The 17391-nt window shown below is 72.4% G+C and carries 17 protein-coding genes; 10 read left to right on the forward strand and 7 right to left on the reverse strand.

Annotated elements, in window-relative coordinates; genetic code table 11:
• Positions 1-170: 170 nt before the first annotated feature.
• On the reverse strand, positions 171-1934 hold the full coding sequence (locus tag ACFVS6_RS15815; RefSeq protein WP_389704207.1) for an acetyl/propionyl/methylcrotonyl-CoA carboxylase subunit alpha: 1764 nt from the start codon (positions 1932-1934) through the stop codon (positions 171-173).
• A 357-nt stretch (positions 1935-2291) separates the two neighbouring features.
• Between ACFVS6_RS15815 and ACFVS6_RS15820 the strand changes: the two genes are divergently transcribed.
• Positions 2292-2777: a hypothetical protein gene (locus tag ACFVS6_RS15820; RefSeq protein ID WP_389704209.1), complete on the forward strand. Its 486-nt coding sequence runs from the start codon at positions 2292-2294 to the stop codon at positions 2775-2777.
• Here the strand turns inward: ACFVS6_RS15820 and ACFVS6_RS15825 are convergent.
• From ACFVS6_RS15825 to ACFVS6_RS15840, 4 genes are all read right to left on the reverse strand, one after another.
• A complete protein-coding gene (locus ACFVS6_RS15825) occupies positions 2758-3396 on the reverse strand; it encodes a nucleoside triphosphate pyrophosphatase (protein ID WP_389704210.1) in 639 nt (212 codons plus the stop codon). The two genes, ACFVS6_RS15820 and ACFVS6_RS15825, sit on opposite strands and share 20 nt — an antisense overlap.
• A 32-nt stretch (positions 3397-3428) precedes the next feature.
• A complete protein-coding gene (mmpB, locus tag ACFVS6_RS15830; protein WP_389704212.1) occupies positions 3429-3563 on the reverse strand; it encodes a morphogenic membrane protein MmpB in 135 nt (44 codons plus the stop codon).
• Between the two features lie 114 nt (positions 3564-3677).
• On the reverse strand, positions 3678-3890 hold the full coding sequence (locus tag ACFVS6_RS15835) for an acyl-CoA carboxylase epsilon subunit (protein WP_389704213.1): 213 nt from the start codon (positions 3888-3890) through the stop codon (positions 3678-3680).
• 21 nt (positions 3891-3911) lie between these two features.
• Positions 3912-5507: an acyl-CoA carboxylase subunit beta gene (locus ACFVS6_RS15840; protein WP_281205635.1), complete on the reverse strand. Its 1596-nt coding sequence runs from the start codon at positions 5505-5507 to the stop codon at positions 3912-3914.
• A 131-nt stretch (positions 5508-5638) separates the two neighbouring features.
• Here ACFVS6_RS15840 and ACFVS6_RS15845 point away from each other — a divergent pair, with 131 nt between their 5' ends.
• The 5 genes from ACFVS6_RS15845 (at position 5639) to hutH (ending at position 11607) form a co-directional block, all read left to right on the forward strand.
• Entirely contained in the window at positions 5639-6505 is an 867-nt protein-coding gene (locus ACFVS6_RS15845; protein WP_389704215.1) for a biotin--[acetyl-CoA-carboxylase] ligase, read from the forward strand.
• 241 nt (positions 6506-6746) lie between these two features.
• On the forward strand, positions 6747-7904 hold the full coding sequence (locus ACFVS6_RS15850) for an adenylate/guanylate cyclase domain-containing protein (protein ID WP_389704217.1): 1158 nt from the start codon (positions 6747-6749) through the stop codon (positions 7902-7904).
• 29 nt (positions 7905-7933) lie between these two features.
• Entirely contained in the window at positions 7934-8737 is an 804-nt protein-coding gene (locus ACFVS6_RS15855) for an enoyl-CoA hydratase/isomerase family protein (RefSeq protein WP_389704510.1), read from the forward strand.
• 104 nt (positions 8738-8841) lie between these two features.
• A complete protein-coding gene (locus ACFVS6_RS15860; RefSeq protein WP_389704219.1) occupies positions 8842-9957 on the forward strand; it encodes a diguanylate cyclase domain-containing protein in 1116 nt (371 codons plus the stop codon).
• A gap of 108 nt (positions 9958-10065) precedes the next feature.
• Complete coding sequence (gene hutH, locus ACFVS6_RS15865; RefSeq protein ID WP_389704512.1) at positions 10066-11607, forward strand: histidine ammonia-lyase; 1542 nt, start codon at positions 10066-10068, stop codon at positions 11605-11607.
• Positions 11608-11694: 87 nt separating this feature from the next.
• On the opposite strand, the gene ACFVS6_RS15870 is transcribed toward hutH, so the two are convergent.
• Entirely contained in the window at positions 11695-12120 is a 426-nt protein-coding gene (locus ACFVS6_RS15870; RefSeq protein WP_389704221.1) for an LPXTG cell wall anchor domain-containing protein, read from the reverse strand.
• A 107-nt stretch (positions 12121-12227) separates the two neighbouring features.
• Between ACFVS6_RS15870 and ACFVS6_RS15875 the strand changes: the two genes are divergently transcribed.
• The 3 genes from ACFVS6_RS15875 to ACFVS6_RS15885 all read left to right on the forward strand — a co-directional run bounded on the left by ACFVS6_RS15875 (position 12228) and on the right by ACFVS6_RS15885 (position 15110).
• A complete protein-coding gene (locus tag ACFVS6_RS15875; RefSeq protein ID WP_389704223.1) occupies positions 12228-12569 on the forward strand; it encodes a hypothetical protein in 342 nt (113 codons plus the stop codon).
• Between the two features lie 159 nt (positions 12570-12728).
• Positions 12729-13973, forward strand: a complete 1245-nt coding sequence (locus ACFVS6_RS15880; protein ID WP_389704225.1) for an Ig-like domain-containing protein — start codon at positions 12729-12731, stop codon at positions 13971-13973.
• Positions 13974-14135: 162 nt separating this feature from the next.
• The gene (locus ACFVS6_RS15885) at positions 14136-15110 is read left to right on the forward strand and encodes a GNAT family N-acetyltransferase (protein WP_389704227.1); all 975 of its coding nucleotides are present in this window, start codon (positions 14136-14138) and stop codon (positions 15108-15110) included.
• A 105-nt stretch (positions 15111-15215) separates the two neighbouring features.
• Here the strand turns inward: ACFVS6_RS15885 and ACFVS6_RS15890 are convergent, their stop codons facing one another.
• Positions 15216-16136: a helix-turn-helix transcriptional regulator gene (locus ACFVS6_RS15890; RefSeq protein WP_389704229.1), complete on the reverse strand. Its 921-nt coding sequence runs from the start codon at positions 16134-16136 to the stop codon at positions 15216-15218.
• A 202-nt stretch (positions 16137-16338) separates the two neighbouring features.
• Here ACFVS6_RS15890 and ACFVS6_RS15895 point away from each other — a divergent pair, with 202 nt between their 5' ends.
• Complete coding sequence (locus ACFVS6_RS15895; protein ID WP_389704230.1) at positions 16339-17385, forward strand: NAD(P)-dependent alcohol dehydrogenase; 1047 nt, start codon at positions 16339-16341, stop codon at positions 17383-17385.
• Positions 17386-17391: the final 6 nt, after the last annotated feature.

Here is a 17391-nt window from a genome sequence, read left to right on the forward strand (position 1 = left end):
CCGTACCGGAACGTCGGCAGGGCCCGACGCGCGAGGAGGTGCCCGATCCGGGCCTGGAGCCCGGTACGGCATGCCCCGTGCGCGCGACCGTCCCGTCCGCACCCCCGGACGCGCGAAGGCCCCGCCCGGGCGGACCGGGCGGGGCCTTCGCGTACGGCGTGTCGCGGACGTCAGTCCTTGATCTCGCAGATGCTGGCGCCGGAGGTGATGGACGCGCCGACCTCGGCGTTCAGCCCGACGACGGTGCCGGAGCGGTGCGCGTTCAGCGGCTGCTCCATCTTCATGGCCTCCAGGACGACGACCAGGTCTCCCTCGTTGACCTGCTGACCCTCCTCGACGGCCACCTTGACGATGGTGCCCTGCATCGGGGAGGCGAGGGTGTCACCGGAGGCGGCCGGGCCCGACTTCTTCGCCGCGCGGCGCTTGGGCTTGGCCCCGCCGGCGGCGGCGGTGCGCGCCAGGGTCATGCCCAGCGAGGACGGGAGGGAGACCTCCAGGCGCTTGCCGCCGACCTCGACGACGACCGTCTCGCGGCCGGGCTCGTCCTCGGTCTCCTCGGCGGCCGGAGCGACGAACGCCTTGATGTCGTTGACGAACTCGGTCTCGATCCAACGGGTGTGGACCGTGAACGGGTTGCCGCCCGCGGGGGCGAACGCCGGGTCGGCGACGACCGCGCGGTGGAAGGGGATGGCCGTGGCCATGCCCTCGACGTTGAACTCGGCGAGCGCCCGGGCGGCGCGCTGGAGGGCCTGCTCGCGGGTGGCGCCGGTGACGATGAGCTTGGCGAGGAGGGAGTCCCAGGCCGGGCCGATCACCGAACCGCTCTCGACGCCGGCGTCGAGGCGCACACCGGGGCCGGACGGCGCGTCGAACTTCGTGACGGTGCCCGGGGCGGGGAGGAAGCCACGACCCGGGTCCTCGCCGTTGATGCGGAACTCGAAGGAGTGCCCGCGCAGGACGGGGTCCCCGTAGCCGAGCTCCTCGCCGTCGGCGATCCGGAACATCTCGCGGACCAGGTCGATGCCCGCGACCTCCTCGGTGACGGGGTGCTCGACCTGGAGGCGGGTGTTGACCTCCAGGAACGAGATCAGGCCGTCGGCGGAGACGAGGAACTCGACGGTTCCGGCGCCGACGTAGCCGGCCTCCTTGAGGATGGCCTTCGACGCGGCGTACAGCTCGGCGTTCTGGGCCTCGGAGAGGAACGGGGCCGGAGCCTCCTCCACCAGCTTCTGGTGGCGGCGCTGGAGCGAGCAGTCGCGGGTCGACACGACGACCACGTTGCCGTGGGAGTCGGCGAGGCACTGGGTCTCGACGTGACGCGGCTTGTCGAGGTAGCGCTCGACGAAGCACTCGCCGCGGCCGAAGGCGGCGACGGCCTCGCGGACGGCCGAATCGTAGAGCTCGGGCACCTCTTCGAGGGTGCGGGCGACCTTCAGGCCGCGGCCGCCACCACCGAAGGCCGCCTTGATGGCGATCGGCAGACCGTGCTGCTCGGCGAACGCGACGACCTCGTCGGACCCCGAGACCGGGTCGGGCGTGCCCGCGACGAGGGGGGCCCCGGCGCGCTGCGCGATGTGGCGGGCGGCGACCTTGTCGCCGAGGTCGCGGATGGCCTGCGGCGGCGGCCCGATCCAGGTGAGTCCGGCGTCGAGGACGGCCTGCGCGAAGTCGGCGTTCTCCGACAGGAATCCGTAGCCGGGGTGGATGGCGTCGGCCCCGGAATCTGCGGCGGCCTGCAGGACCTTCGCGATGTCGAGGTAGCTGGCGGCCGGGGTGTCACCGCCCAACGCGAAAGCTTCGTCTGCCGCGCGGACGTGCAGGGCATCCCGGTCCGGATCGGCGTAGACGGCTACGCTCGCGATCCCTGCATCCCGGCATGCCCGAGCAACGCGGACAGCGATTTCGCCACGGTTGGCGATGAGCACCTTGCGCACGATGGCTCCCTCCTTGAAACAAGCTGAGTTTAGGGATAGTCGACACGGCCTTTCGACCCTTTCCCGGAGGTGAGCTTGCCCACACGGAGCGTGATTCGAGGCAGGCTCTAGTCCGAAAACCCTTGTGTCGCCCCAGGTCAGGGAGATCCCAGACTGCACAGTAACCCTGATGGACGGCCAAGGTCTCTGTTCGGCGGGTCAGCCGCCCCCGCTGATTCTTTGTGGAGTCCCTACGAACGGCCTATGCATTCTTTGCGTGAGAGCCGTCACGGAGGGCATCCGTAACGAAGCCGCCCCGACCCCTTGTCCGCAGGTTTACTCGTTAGTAGCCTCCACGACGTCGAACACGCTTGTGCCGTGTCGGGGGATGGGGACGTCGTGCTGCGCAGATTCGTCGCCGGGCTGGCCGCGGTCGTGCTCGCCGCCGAGGCGGCGCTGCTCGTACTCGTCCACCTGGTGCTGGGCCGGACCACCGAGAACCAGTCGATGTCCATCGCGGGCAGCGACCCGGACCTGATGTCCACGGCCACCTACGTGATGGGCGCCGGGATCGGCGCGTTCCTGCTGCTGTGCGCCGTCGTGCTCGCCGTCGCCGCCGTACGGGACCGGTCGCCGGGCCGTGCCGGCCGCATCCTGCTCATCGTCGCGGCCGTCGTCCACGCGCTGCTCGGCACGCTCGCCGTCGGACTGGCCGGCTGGCCGGTCTGGGGCGCGCTGATGCTGGTCCTGTGCCTGCTGGTGCTGTGCCTGCTGCTCTACGCCAGGACCGACGGGGACGCCCACGGCACCCGGCCGAAGGCGCCCACCGGGCCGGTCGGCGAGTTCAGGCCCACAAGTCCGTGATGGACACGTCCAGTTCGCCCAGCAGGGAGCGCAGCAGCGGCAACGACAGGCCGATGACGTTGCCCGGGTCGCCGTCGATGCCGTCGATGAAGGGCGCCGACAGGCCGTCCAGGGTGAACGCCCCCGCGACGTGCAGCGGTTCCCCGCTCGCCACGTAGGCGGCCACCTCCGCGTCCGTGGGCTCGCCGAAGCGGACCGTGGTGGAGGCGGTCGCCGAGACCTGACGGCCGGCGGCGGTGTCGACCACGCAGTGGCCCGTGCGCAGCACGCCGGACCGGCCCCGCATGGACTTCCATCGGGCGGTGGCCTCCGTGGCGTCGGCCGGCTTGCCGAGCGCCTCCCCGTCCAGCTCCAGCACCGAGTCGCAGCCGATCACCAGGGCGCCCGCGGCCTCCGGGAGGGCCGCCACCACGGCGGCCTTGGCCTCGGCGAGGGCCAGCGCCAGGGCGGCGGGCTCGTCGTGGTCCAGGGTGTCCTCGTCGAAGCCGCTGACGATCACGTGCGGGGCGAGGCCGGCCTGCCGCAGCAGGTTCAGCCGGGCGGGGGACGCGGAGGCGAGGACCAGCGTGCGGCGCGGGCTCTCGGGGAGCGGGGTTGCGGGCAGTGGGGTTGCGGTCATGGGGGCCATCGTAGGGCGGCCCCGGGGACCGCCTAGAACGGGGCGACGCCCAGCACGTAGACGCCCACCACCATCGCGAGGACGAGGAGCACGAGCAGTCGCCGGAGCATCGCCTGCGCGTCGCGCATGTCCTTCGGCGGCTCGTCCTTCGGGTCTGACCAGAGCATGGTTCGATCCTGGCGCCGGTACGGCGGTGGCGCCTGAGTACTCGTACTCAGGCGCCACCGTGCGTTCACGTCATCCTCGCCCGGCCCGTCCCGCGGACGGGTCCGGGAAGGGGCTCAGCCCTGGCCGGGCCAGTACGTACGACCCCAGGCGCGGGGCCCCGGCCGCGGCAGCCGGTGGCGGGCCACCCGGCCCGGAGCGGCCCATTCGTCCGGAACCCGGGGCGCGCCCGACGGGGCCGAGGCCAGCGCCGCCGCGCGCGCTTGGACCACCGCCAGTGCGGCGGCCAGCTCCTCGGGGGTCGGATTGCCCTTGACGACCTTGATCACCGCAGAGACCTCCTCGGGGGCTTACAGGGGGATGTTGCCGTGCTTCTTCGGGGGCAGGGACTCCCGCTTGGTGCGCAGCTGCCGCAGGCCCTTCACGACGTGCGCGCGGGTCTCGGACGGCATGACCACCGCGTCGACGTAGCCGCGCTCGGCCGCCGTGTAGGGGTTGAGCAGGGCGTCCTCGTACTCGGTGATGAGCCGTGCGCGGGTCTCGTCGGCGGTGCCGGCCTGCTCCGCCTCGGCGATGGCCCGCCGGTGCAGGATGTTCACCGCGCCCTGGGCGCCCATGACGGCGATCTGGGCGGTCGGCCAGGCCAGGTTGAGGTCGGCGCCGAGGTGCTTGGAGCCCATGACGTCGTACGCCCCGCCGAAGGCCTTGCGGGTGATGACGGTGATCAGGGGGACGGTGGCCTCGGCGTAGGCGTAGATGAGCTTCGCGCCGCGCCGGATGATGCCGTTGTACTCCTGGTCGGTGCCGGGCAGGAAGCCCGGAACGTCCACGAACGTCAGCACGGGCACATTGAAAGCGTCGCACGTCCGGACGAATCGCGCAGCCTTCTCGGAGGCGTTGATGTCCAGGCAGCCGGCGAACTGCATCGGCTGGTTGGCGACGATGCCCACCGGGTGTCCCTCGACGCGGCCGAAGCCGGTGAGGATGTTCGGCGCGAACAGCGACTGCGTCTCCAGGAACTCCGCGTCGTCGAGCACGTGCTCGATCACGGTGTGCATGTCGTACGGCTGGTTCGCGCTGTCCGGGATCAGCGTGTCGAGTTCGAGGTCGGTGCCGGAGACCTCGGTGTCCGCCTCCTCCGGGAACGCGGGCGGCTCGGAGAGGTTGTTCGACGGCAGGTACGCCAGCAGGGACTTGACGTACTCGATGGCGTCCTTCTCGTCGCCCGCCATGTGGTGGGCGACGCCGGAGGTGCTGTTGTGGGTACGGGCTCCGCCGAGTTCCTCGAAGCCGACGTCCTCGCCGGTGACGGTCTTGATGACGTCCGGGCCGGTGATGAACATGTGCGAGGTCTGATCGACCATCACGGTGAAGTCGGTGATGGCGGGCGAGTACACGGCGCCGCCCGCGCAGGGGCCGACGACCAGGCTGATCTGCGGGATCACGCCGGACGCGTGGACGTTGCGGCGGAAGATCTCGCCGTACATGCCGAGCGCGCTGACGCCCTCCTGGATGCGGGCGCCGCCGGAGTCGTTGATGCCGACGAGCGGGCATCCGGTCTTCAGCGCGAAGTCCATGACCTTCATGATCTTCTGGCCGTAGACCTCGCCGAGGGCTCCGCCGAAGACGGTGAAGTCCTGCGAGAACACGGCCACCGGGCGGCCGTCCACCGTGCCGTAGCCGGTGACGACGCCGTCGCCGTACGGCCGGGTCTTCTCCAGCCCGAAGTTGGTGGACCGGTGCCGGGCGAACTCGTCGAGCTCTACGAAGGACCCCTCGTCCAGCAGCAGTGCCACCCGCTCGCGTGCCGTCAGCTTGCCCTTGGCGTGCTGCTTCTCCACGGCGCGTTCGGAACCTGCGTGGGTGGCTTCCTCGACGCGGCGCCGCAGATCCGCGAGCTTGCCCGCGGTCGTGTGGATGTCGATCGGCTCTGAGGGTTGGGACATCGGGGTCGCGGCTCCCTGTGTGGTGTCAACTGCCTGGTCAATTGATTGACTGCTGCTGGCTACTGGTGCGTAGCGTATCGGCGGGCATGGCGCTCGGCAGTGCGGCGTTTGACACACCTACATTGACTTGCATGACGCCATCAGATGCTCCAACCGGAGCTTCCGCGGGACGCTGGTCGAGCCTGGACCGTCCTCCCCTCAACACCGCAGCCCTGCAGCGCGCCCTCGTGGCCGACGGGGGCCTGTGGACCTCCCTGGAGGTCGTCCCCGCCACCGGGTCGACCAACACCGACCTCGCGGCACGGGCCGCCTCGCTGCCCGAGGGGGCGGTGCTCGTCGCAGAGGAGCAGACAGCGGGGCGCGGTCGCCTCGACCGTAGCTGGACGGCGCCGGCCCGGTCCGGGCTGTTCTTCTCCGTCCTGCTCAAGCCGGGGCCGGGCGTGCCGGAGGAACGGTGGGGGTGGCTGACCCTGCTGGCCGGCGTGGCCACCGCCACCGGCCTGTCCCGGGCGGCGGGCGTGGACACCAGGCTCAAGTGGCCCAACGACCTGCTGGTCGTCGTGGACGGCGAGGAGCGCAAGACCGGCGGCATCCTCGCGGAGCGCGTCGCGGACGGGGTGGTCGTCGGGATCGGCCTCAACGTGACCCTCACGGAGGACGAGCTGCCCGTACCGACGGCCGGTTCGCTGCTGCTGGCGAAGGCGTCGGCGACGGACCGGGACCCGCTGCTGAAGGCCGTGCTGCGCTCGCTGGAGCAGTGGTACGGGAACTGGCGCGAGGCGGCCGGCGACCCGGGGGCCAGCGGGCTCCAGGAGGCGTACGCGGCGGGCTGCGCGACCCTCGGCAAGCACGTCCGCGCCGACCTGCCGGGAGGGCGGACCCTCACCGGAACGGCCGAAGCGGTGGACGCGGACGGACGCCTGGTGATCCGTACCGTCGAGGGCGAGCGGGAGGCCGTGGGCGCGGGCGACGTGGTGCACCTGAGGTCGGTGCACTGACTCCGACCCGGTGGCGGTCGGGGGCCCGCTCCCGGGCCGCCGGGCCGGCGGGCGCGGCCGGGTCGCGGGGGGCTGAGCCCCCGGGCCCCCGCGCCCCGGGCGTCGGCGGAGCCTCGGGCCGCGGGGGACCGGGAAGTGGGGGAGTGAGCTACGGCACACCTGCCGTATGGTTTAGGCGATCCCGGTCCTCCCGGTGATCACCCGGTTCGGCAGTGCGCACGGAATGGACAGGAGGCGGCCCTTGACCGTCGACGACCCTACGTCCGGCGCGTCCGGGGCCGGCTCCACCAGCGGCCCGGGGACCCCCATCGGGCGGGACCAGCACACGCCGCACCACGAGGTCGACCACACGGCGCAGCCGACGGCCGATCCGCTGGCCATCCGGCTGGAGCAGCTGATCCTCGGCGCCGAGCGCCGGTACACGCCGTTCCAGGCGGCCCGGAGCGCCGGTGTGTCGATGGAGCTGGCCTCGCGCTTCTGGCGGGCCATGGGCTTCGCCGACATCGGCCAGGCCAAGGCGCTGACGGAGGCCGACGTACTGGCCCTGCGGCGGCTCGCCGGTCTGGTGGAGGCGGGGCTGCTGTCCGAGCCGATGGCGGTGCAGGTGGCCCGGTCCACGGGGCAGACGACCGCCCGACTGGCCGAATGGCAGATCGATTCCTTCCTGGAGGGGCTGACGGAGCCGCCGGAGCCGGGGATGACCCGTACGGAGGTCACGTACCCGCTGGTCGAGCTGCTGCTGCCGGAGCTGGAGGAGTTCCTCGTCTACGTGTGGCGGCGCCAGCTGGCGGCCGCGACGGGGCGGGTCGTGCAGGTCGCCGACGACGAGGAGATGGTCGACCGGCGCCTGGCGGTGGGCTTCGCGGACCTGGTCGGTTTCACCCGGCTGACGCGGCGCCTGGAGGAGGAGGAGCTCGGCGAGCTCGTCGAGGCCTTCGAGACGACGGCCGCCGACCTGGTGGCCGCGCACGGCGGCCGGTTGATCAAGACCCTGGGCGACGAGGTGCTGTACTGCGCCGACGACGCGGCGACGGCCGCGGAGATCGCGCTGCGGCTGATCGAGACCATGGAGGCCGATCCGCAGATGCCCGAGCTGCGGGTCGGGATCGCCTTCGGCACGGTGACGACGCGGATGGGCGACGTCTTCGGGACCACGGTGAACCTCGCGAGCCGGTTGACCTCCATAGCGCCGAAGGACGCGGTCCTGGTCGACGGGGCGATGGCCGAGGAGCTCGGCCGGACCGGCGCGGCGCCGCTCTCGGAGAAGTCGGCGGAGCTGGAGGAGGGCGGCGGCGCCTACCGGTTCGCGCTCCAGCCGATGTGGCAGCGGCCCGTCCGCGGACTGGGCGTCGTGGAGCCCTGGTCGTTGACGCGGCGGAAGCCTAAGATCCCCGGGTAACGTTCGTTAACCGGGAGGGTGGCGTGGCTGTGGACGAGGTCCGGTTCGGGGAGTTCGTCGCGGTGCGGCGCCACGGCGACGGCGGCGCCGTCGCCGAGCTGGTGCTGGACCGTCCCAAGGCGATGAACGCCGTGTCGACGGAGATGGCGCGTTCGATCGGTTCCGCGTGCGCGGCGCTGGCCGCCGACGCGTCCGTGCGGGTCGTGGTGCTGTCCTCGACGCACGAGCGGGCCTTCTGCGTCGGCGCCGACCTCAAGGAGCGCAACTCCTTCTCCGACGCCGAGCTGGTGCGCCAGCGTCCCACCACGCGTGGCGCGTACGGGGGCGTACTGGAGCTGCCGATGCCCACCATCGCGGCGGTGCACGGCTTCGCGCTCGGCGGCGGCTTCGAGCTGGCGCTGGCCTGCGACGTCATCGTGGCCGACACGACGGCCGTGGTCGGCCTCCCCGAGGTGTCCGTGGGCGTGATCCCGGGCGGGGGCGGCACGCAGCTCCTGCCGCGCCGGGTCGGGGCGGCGCGGGCCGCCGAGCTGATCTTCACGGCGCGCCGGGTGGAGGCCGCCGAGGCGCTCTCGCTGGGCCTGGTGGACTCGCTGGCCCCGGAGGGCGAGGACCGTACGGAGGCCCTGGAGCTGGCCGGCCGGATGGCGGCGAACTCGCCGGTCGGGCTGCGCGCGGCCAAGCGGGCCCTGCGGCTGGGGCACGGGATGGACCTCGCGGCGGGACTGGAGATCGAGGACGCGGCCTGGCGGACGGTCGCCTTCTCGGGGGACCGGGCCGAGGGCGTGGCCGCGTTCAACGAGAAGCGCAAGCCGAACTGGCCCGGGCAGTAGGCGGTGGGCGGTAGGTGCAAGTAGTGGGCGGTGGGCGGTGGCCGGCGGAGCCGAATGGCACACCGGCCATCACCGAATCGGACAAAACTCCCTAATCTGGAGTGATGGGAGTTGACGGGCGGCTGAGAGCCGTTGTGGGCCTCGCGCAGGCCATGGCGGCCGCCTGCGCGCCGCGGGACAGCGTCCGGGCGGCCGCGCGGGGCGCGCGCCTGGCGATGGACGGCTCCTTCGCCGCGATCTCCGCCTGGGAACGCGAGCGGGGCCGCCTGCGCGTCCTCGTCAACGAGGGGGAGCGGCGGGCCGGGGAGGAGGAGTTCCCCGAGGACGAGTCCTACCCGGTGCACGACTTCCCGGAGATCACCGAGTTCCTCCACGAACGCTGGGTGGGCGGTGGCGGGCCGCACGCCTGGGTCGAGAGCGCCGTCGGCGAGCGACCCGGGCGGCGGGGCGAGGCGCTGCGCCGCCGCGGCCGCGGGACCTGCGTGGTCGCGCCGATCGTGCTCAGCGGCCGGGCCTGGGGGGAGCTCTACGTCGCCCGGGACGAGGGGCTGCCCGACTTCGACGAGGACGACGCGGAGTTCGCGACGGTGCTCGCCGCGGTCGTGGCCGCCGGGCTCGCGCAGAACGAACGCCTGGAAGAGGCGCGTCGGTTGGCCTTCACCGACCCCCTCACCGGTCTCGCCAACCGCCGGTCCGTCGACATGCGCCTGGACGAGGCCCTGGAGGAACACAGGCGGACCGGGGCGGTCGTCAGCCTGGTCGTGTGCGACCTCAACGGGCTCAAGAAGGTCAACGACACCCTCGGCCACGCCATGGGCGACCGGCTCCTCGAACGCTTCGGATCCGTCCTCAGCCTGTGCGGCGCGATGCTCGCGGGCACCCTCGTGGCGCGGCTCGGCGGCGACGAGTTCTGCCTCGTCAGCGTCGGGCCGTCGGCCGACGACGTCGTCCGCGTCACCGAGGAGGTGTGCCGGCGGGCCGCGGCGCTCGAACTCGGGGAGGGCGTGGCCTGCGGGGTCGCCTCCACGGGGGACCCCATCGGGCTAGTCAAGTCCTCCCGGCGGCTTTTCCGACTTGCCGACGCCGCCCAGTACAAGGCCAAGGCGGCCCGCTCGCCGCAGCCCGTCGTCGCGGGTCGCGACACCGCCGTCGTGCGCCTCGCGGACGCGGCCGCGCAGGAGGGTCCGGGCGAACGGCGCCGCTTCCGCGGCAGGGGGTGACCAGGGGGCGGGGCGGGCGCGGAAGTAAGGGGTGGTCGTGCGGCTCGATCGTGACGATTCTGGGTGGTGACATGAAGGGATTCAGTCCGTAGGGTGCTGAATATGGATATGCACACTGTCGTGGTGGGGACGTCCGGAACCACCGCCGAGGACGTCATCGCCGTGGCCCGCGGCAACGCGCGGGTCGAGCTGTCCGGCGAGGCGCTCGAAGCCCTCGCCCGCGCCCGCGCCATCGTCGACGCGCTGGCCGCCAAGCCCGAGCCCGTCTACGGGGTCTCCACCGGCTTCGGCGCTCTCGCCTCCCGGCACATCAGCCCCGAGCTGCGCGCGCAGCTCCAGCGCAACATCGTCCGCTCGCACGCCGCCGGCATGGGCCCGCGCGTCGAGCGCGAGGTCGTGCGCGCGCTGATGTTCCTGCGGCTGAAGACCGTGGCCTCCGGGCACACGGGCGTCCGCCCCTCCGTCGCGCAGACCATGGCCGACGTGCTGAACGCCGGGATCACCCCCGTCGTCCACGAGTACGGGTCCCTCGGCTGCTCCGGCGACCTCGCGCCGCTCTCCCACTGCGCGCTCGCGCTCATGGGAGAGGGTGACGCCGAGGGTCCCGACGGCATCGTCCGCCCCGCGGGCGAGCTGCTCGCCGAGGCCGGCATCGAGCCCGTCGAGCTCCGCGAGAAGGAGGGCCTCGCCCTCCTCAACGGCACCGACGGCATGCTCGGCATGCTGATCATGGCCCTCGCCGACCTGGGCACGCTCTACACCTCCGCCGACATCACCGCCGCCCTCACCCTGGAGGCGCTGCTCGGTACGGAGAAGGTCCTCCAGCCCGAGCTGCACGCCATCCGCCCGCACCCCGGCCAGGGCGCCTCGGCCGCGAACATGGCCGCCGTGCTGAAGGGCTCCGGGCTGACCGGGCACTTCCAGGAGGAGTCCGCCCCGCGCGTCCAGGACGCCTACTCGGTGCGCTGCGCCCCGCAGGTCGCCGGCGCGGGCCGCGACACCATGGCGCACGCCGCCCTGGTCGCCTCCCGCGAGCTGGCCGCCGCCGTCGACAACCCGGTGGTCCTGCCCGACGGGCGCGTGGAGTCCAACGGCAACTTCCATGGCGCGCCCGTCGCGTACGTGCTGGACTTCCTGGCCATCGCCGCGGCCGACCTCGGCTCGATCGCCGAGCGCCGCACCGACCGGCTCCTCGACAAGAACCGCAGCCACGGCCTGCCCCCGTTCCTCGCGGACGACGCCGGCGTCGACTCCGGCCTGATGATCGCCCAGTACACGCAGGCGGCCCTGGTCAGCGAGATGAAGCGGCTCGCGGTCCCGGCCTCCGCCGACTCGATCCCCTCCTCCGCCATGCAGGAGGACCACGTCTCCATGGGGTGGTCGGCCGCCCGCAAGCTGCGCACGGCGATCGACAACCTGACCCGGATCATCGCGATCGAGCTGTACGCGGCCACCCGGGCCATCGAGCTCCGCCACGGGCTGACCCCGGCCCCGGCCAGCCGGGCCGCCATCGGGGCGGCGCGCGCGGCGGGTGTGCAGGGTCCCGGGCCGGATCGTTTCCTCGCCCCCGACCTGGCCGCCGCCGACGCCTTCGTCCGCGCGGGCGGGCTCGTCGCCGCGGTGGAGCCGGTGACGGGTCCCCTCGCCTGACGGGCGGCGCGACCGACGCGGGAAAGGGGCCGGGCCCCGGGGATCGCTCCCCGGGGCCCGGCCCCTTCCGCGTTCTTCCGTGCGCCGCTACTGGGTGCGGGAGCGGCGCACGGAGAAGGCCACGAAGCCGGCGCCCAGACCCAGGCAGACCGTGCCGCCCAGGACGTAGGGGGTGGTGTCCGCGCTGCCGGTGTCGGCGAGCGTGAGGGTGACCATCGAGGCGCGGTCCCCGGCGGAAATCCCGTCGGGGGTGCCGGCGTCGGCGCGGGTGGATTCCGGGGTTCCGGAGTCCGGGGCGGCGGGGTCCGTGGTGTCGGACCGGGCGGAACCGGAACGCGTGGCGTCCTGCGTGGAAACGCCGTTCACGGTGCCGGTGTTGGCGGCGGCGGGGCCGCCGGAAGACCTCGCCGCGTCCTGACCGGGTGCGGTTGCGTTCGCCGAGGGGACGAACCAGAGGACGGCGAGGAGGGTGGTCGCTCCGAGAGCGGTGAGCAGCGGTCGACGTGCGGACACGGTGCGATCCCCCTTGTGGCAGCAGCGAATTGGCCGTGTGCGCCGATGCTAGTGAACAGGGCGGGTCGTGGGAAAGTCGGGGCTGTCGCGGGCTTACTCTCCGTCGTATGAACCCTTCTGAGACATCACGATTCGTACGGCTTCGGGTGGATTTGGTCCTCGAAGTATCGGACTCCGAGGCACTCATCGGCGCGGCCCTCGGACACATCAAGGCCGACGAGTTCATGCCGGACGAGGAGCGCGGTCATGCGGAGGCCGCCGTCCGGCAGGACGAATCGGAGGCGCTGGCCTACCTGGTGGACCCCACGGACCTGGTCGCGGAACTGCCCGGAATCGAGCTCGCACAGGCCTCCTGGAGCAGTGAACCGGTCGAATACGACCCCGAGTCACTGGAGTGGGACCTGGACGAGGAAGATGGTGACTTCGAGGAAGAGGCGGACAACGCCTGACCGTGGGGTTGCACACATTCGAACGGAGTGTGGAACCGACCCGCGTCGTTAACGCGTTGTCAGGACGAGCAGGGGGTGATGCCCCCTGCCCGGCCCAATCCCGGGAATGCAGCCTCGGGGTTTCCGGCAACGATGGAGTGACGTGTGAGGACGTACAGCATGCGGCGGAGAAGGTCCCTGGTGGCCGTATCCGCCGTGCTCGGCGGCGTACTGATGCTCTCGGCCTGCAACGACGGGGGTACCGAGAAGCCTCAGGGCAGCGCCGAAACCGGCAAGGCACAGGCGGACGTGGACGCGGCGGCGGCCAAGGACGCGTCCAAGGCGAAGATAGAGATCACGCCGAAGGACGGTTCCACCAACATAGCCCTGAACGACGCGGCGAACGTCACCGTCAGCGACGGCAAGCTCACCCAGGTCGAGTTGAAGAGCTCCGAGGGTGCCGTGGTGGCGGGCAAGATAGCCGCCGACGGCAAGAGCTGGAAGCCGGACGCGGCCCTCAAGCGCTCCACGAAGTACGCGCTGGCGGCGACCGCGAAGGACGAGGCCGGGCGCGAGGCGCACGAGAACGCCTCGTTCACCACCCTCTCGCCGGAGAACAGCTTCGTCGGCTCGTTCGTCCCGGACGAGGGCCAGACGGTCGGCGTGGGCATGCCGGTCTCGATCACGTTCAACAAGCCGATCAAGGATCAGAAGGCCGTCCAGGCCGCGATCAAGGTCAGCTCCAGCAGCAACCAGGAAGTCGTCGGCCACTGGTTCGGCAACCAGCGCCTGGACTTCCGCCCCGAGGCGTACTGGCAGGCGAACTCCACGGTCACCCTGAAGCTCGCGCTCCAGGGCGTGCAGGGCGCACCCGGCATCCAGGGCGTGCAGAACAAGACCGTCACCTTCAAGGTCGGCCGGAGCCAGGTCTCCACCGTCGACGTGAAGGCGAAGACGATGACGGTCACCCGGGACGGCGCGGTCCTCAAGACCATCCCGATCTCGGCGGGCTCCCCGGAGAACCCCACGTACAACGGCCAGATGGTGATCTCCGAGAAGTTCAAGGAGACCCGGATGGACGGCGCCACCGTCGGCTTCAAGGGCAACGACGGCAAGGGCGAGTACGACATCAAGGACGTCCCGCACGCGATGCGGCTGTCCACCTCCGGCACGTTCATCCACGGCAACTACTGGGGCGCCGACTCGATCTTCGGCAAGGTGAACACCAGTCACGGCTGTGTCGGCCTGAACGACGCCAAGGGTGCGAACGACCCGGACCAGCCCGGCGCGTGGTTCTTCGACAACTCGCTGATCGGCGACGTGGTCACCGTGATGAACTCCCCGGACAAGACCATCAAGCCGGAGAACGGCCTCAACGGCTGGAACATGGACTGGGCGGAGTGGAAGGCCGGCTCGGCCGCCTGACACCCCGTGTGAGCGCCGCTCGCGGCGCCACCCGCCGAACCCCGGACGGCGGGGAGCCCACGACGGGCTCCCCGCCGTCCGTGCGTTCCGCGGCGTCGCGACGCCGCGGGGCCGAGCTCCGGGCGATGACGGCGGTTCGACGACAGGCCCTAGGGTCGTGGCATGACGAAGATCGACACGCTGACCGTGCCCCCGACCGACGACGAGGTGGACACCTGGTGGGCGGTGCAGGTCTCCGCCCACGCCGCCGACGCCACCGCCCTGCCCGGCGTGCCCGTGCCCACCCGGGCGGAGGCCGACGGTCGACTGCGCGTGCCGCCCGCCCGCGGCCGGTTCGTCCACTGGGCGCAGACGGACGGCGAGGGCCACGCCGCCCTGCTGCTGTTCACCGAGGAGGCCAACACCCACACCGCCTTCCTCGACGAGCTGACGGTGCGCCCCGACGCCCGCCGCCGGGGCGTGGGCACCGCCCTGTGGGAGCGGGTCCGCGCCGAGCTCGTCGACCGGGGCCGGACCTCGGTCTCCACCATCGCCGACACGGGCGGGCCCGGACAGGCCTTCCTGGAGTCCGTCGGCTTCGTGAACGTCCTGCCGATGGCCTGGTACGTCCAGGAACTCGGCGAGGACCCGGCCGCGGAGGCCGACCCCGACGTCCCCGGCTACGAGCTCCTCACCTGGGCCGGACTGGTCCCCGACGCCTGGGCCCCGGCCGCCGCGGCCGCCCACGGGGCGATGGAGGACGCGCCCTCCGGTGACGGCGACGAACGGTTCACCGCCTGGACGCCGGCGCGGGTGCACGCCGCGCAGCGGCTCGTGCTGGACCGCGGCGGGAAGATGCTGATGGTCGCCGCCGTCACCCCCGCCGGCGAGATCGCCGCCTACACGGCGCTGGTGCTCCCGGACCCGGACGGGCCGCGCGCCCTCCAGTACGACACCGTCGTCGTCCCCGCGCACCGGGGCCGCGGCCTGGGCCGCGCCGTCAAACTCCGGATGCGGGCCGAGGCGGCCGTACGGCACCCGGAGCTGCGCCGGATCGGTACGACCGTCGCCGACGAGAACACCCCGATGCTGGCCGTGAACGAGGCCCTGGGCTACCGGCGCGAGCGCGGCGCGGGCGTCTTCCAGCTGACGCTCTGAGCGGGGCTGGGCTGAGCGGGGCGGGGCTGGGCGGGGCGGGGCGGGGCGGGCGCCGACCGGCCCGGTCGTGTCCCCGCCCGTCCCCGCCCGTCCCCGTCGCGTCGCTCAGGCGCGGTCCTCCGCGCGTGCCGTCCCCGACCCGGAGGGCGGCGCGGGGGTGGTCGGCGTCGGCTCGTGGGCCGGCGCCGACCAGGACGACAGCAACCGCAGCGCGTCCGCCGAGGGGGATCCCGGCACGGCGTGGTACGTCACCAGGAACTGGGCGGGGTCGTCGGGCAGCGCCAGCGTCTCGAACGGCAGGACCAGCTCGCCCACCACCGGGTGGCGCAGGCGCTTCACCCCGTGCGTCTTCTTGTCCGCCACCGTGTGGGCCGCCCACAGCCTGCGGAACTCCTCGCTCTTCACGGACAGCTCCCCGACCAGCACGGACAGCTGCTCGTCGTCCGGGTACTGGCCCGCGTACATGCGCAGGTTGCTCACGACCTCGCAGGCCCGGCACTCCCACTCCGCGTACAGCTCGGCCGTCGCCGGGTCGAGGAACACCAGCCGCACCAGGTTGCGCTCCGCCGGGGGCAGCGTCCCGAAGTCCCCGAAGACGGCCGCGGCCAGCCGGTTCCACCCGATGACGTCCTGCCGCCGCCCCACCAGGTACGCCGGTACGCCCTCCATCGCCTCCATCAGGCTGCGCAGCTCCGGGCGGACCTGCTGCGGACGCCGGGACCGGCTCCGCCCGCGGGTGCGGGGGCGCGCCAGGTGGGTCAGGTGGTCCGACTCCGTGCCGTCCAGCCGCAGGGCCCGCGCGATGGCGTCCAGGACCTCCGCCGACACGTTCTGCCCGTGCCCCTGTTCCAGCCGCGTGTAGTACGCGACGGACACCCCGGCCAGCTGCGCCAGCTCCTCGCGGCGCAACCCCGGAACCCGCCGGTGCCGGCCGTAGTCGGGCAGGCCCACGTCCTCGGGGCGCAGCCGGGCGCGGCGGCTGCGCAGGAACTCGCCGAGTTCGGCTCGCTGATCAAGCTGGTCCATGACGCCAGTATCCCCGGGCGGGACACCGGACGAGACGGTGAGCCTGACCCCGCCAAGGGTAGGTTCGGCAGTCCTAGGCACGGCAGGGGTCTGGGTGGGCGGCCCGGACCGGGGCAGGGTGGAAGTACCGCAGTACGGACGTCGGACCCCGGCGTCACCATGACGTCACAGCCCGGCGTCCTCGTCAGAGGAGATCACCCCCATGTCCGTCACCCAGGTCCCCGCCTACGCCGCCCCCGCCGCGAAGGCCCCGCTGGAGCGCGTCACCATCCCGCGCCGCCCGGTCGGCGAGCACGACGTCCTCATAGACATCAAGTACGCCGGCATCTGCCACTCCGACATCCACCAGGCCACCGACGGCTGGGGCGAGGGCATCTTCCCGATGGTCCCGGGCCACGAGATCGCCGGGATCGTCGCGGAGGTCGGTCCCGGCGTGACGAAGTTCGCCGTCGGGGACCGCGTGGGCGTGGGCTGCTTCGTGGACTCCTGCCGGGAGTGCGAGTACTGCCTGCGCGGCCAGGAGCAGTACTGCGTCAAGGGCATGACCGGCACCTACAACGCCGTCGACAAGAACGGCGAGCCCACCTACGGCGGCTACTCCACCCACATCGTCGTCGACGAGAACTACACCCTGCGCATCCCCGACGGCGTCGAGCTCGACGTCGCCGCGCCGCTGCTGTGCGCCGGGATCACCCTCTACTCCCCGCTCCGGCACTGGGGGGCGGGCCCCGGCAAGAAGATCGCGATCGTCGGCCTCGGCGGGCTCGGGCACATGGGCGTGAAGATCGCCGCCGCGCTCGGCGCGGAGGTCACCGTCCTGTCGCAGAGCCTGCGCAAGAAGGAGGACGGCCTCAAGCTGGGCGCCGCCCACTACTACGCGACGAGCGACCCGAGCACCTTCGAGGAGCTGGCCGGCACCTTCGACCTGATCGTGTCCACCGTCTCCGCGCCGCTCGGCCTCGACCGCTACCTCGCCCTGCTGAAGGTCGACGGGGCGCTCGTCAACGTCGGCGCGCCCGAGGAGCCGGTCGAGCTGAACCTGTTCTCCGTCATCGGCGGCCGCAAGACCCTCGCCGGGTCGATGATCGGCGGCATTCCCGAGACCCAGGAGATGCTCGAATTCTGCGCCGAGCACGGGCTGGGCGCGGAGATCGAGCTCATCTCCGCCGACCGGATCAACGAGGCCTACGAGCGGGTCCAGTCCAGCGACGTCCGCTACCGCTTCGTGATCGACACGTCGACGATCTGACGCGTG

The organism is Streptomyces sp. NPDC057939, assembly GCF_042887545.1.
Classification (GTDB): domain Bacteria; phylum Actinomycetota; class Actinomycetes; order Streptomycetales; family Streptomycetaceae; genus Streptomyces.

Coding starts and splice junctions, on each gene's coding strand:
- ACFVS6_RS15825 (WP_389704210.1), bottom strand. CDS start 3,396: ATGACCGCAACCCCACTGCCCGCAACCCCGCTCCCCGAGAGCCCGCGC.
- mmpB (WP_389704212.1), bottom strand. CDS start 3,563: ATGCTCTGGTCAGACCCGAAGGACGAGCCGCCGAAGGACATGCGCGAC.
- ACFVS6_RS15840 (WP_281205635.1), bottom strand. CDS start 5,507: ATGTCCCAACCCTCAGAGCCGATCGACATCCACACGACCGCGGGCAAG.
- ACFVS6_RS15845 (WP_389704215.1), top strand. CDS start 5,639: ATGACGCCATCAGATGCTCCAACCGGAGCTTCCGCGGGACGCTGGTCG.
- ACFVS6_RS15860 (WP_389704219.1), top strand. CDS start 8,842: ATGGGAGTTGACGGGCGGCTGAGAGCCGTTGTGGGCCTCGCGCAGGCC.
- hutH (WP_389704512.1), top strand. CDS start 10,066: ATGCACACTGTCGTGGTGGGGACGTCCGGAACCACCGCCGAGGACGTC.
- ACFVS6_RS15875 (WP_389704223.1), top strand. CDS start 12,228: ATGAACCCTTCTGAGACATCACGATTCGTACGGCTTCGGGTGGATTTG.
- ACFVS6_RS15880 (WP_389704225.1), top strand. CDS start 12,729: ATGCGGCGGAGAAGGTCCCTGGTGGCCGTATCCGCCGTGCTCGGCGGC.
- ACFVS6_RS15885 (WP_389704227.1), top strand. CDS start 14,136: ATGACGAAGATCGACACGCTGACCGTGCCCCCGACCGACGACGAGGTG.
- ACFVS6_RS15890 (WP_389704229.1), bottom strand. CDS start 16,136: ATGGACCAGCTTGATCAGCGAGCCGAACTCGGCGAGTTCCTGCGCAGC.
- ACFVS6_RS15895 (WP_389704230.1), top strand. CDS start 16,339: ATGTCCGTCACCCAGGTCCCCGCCTACGCCGCCCCCGCCGCGAAGGCC.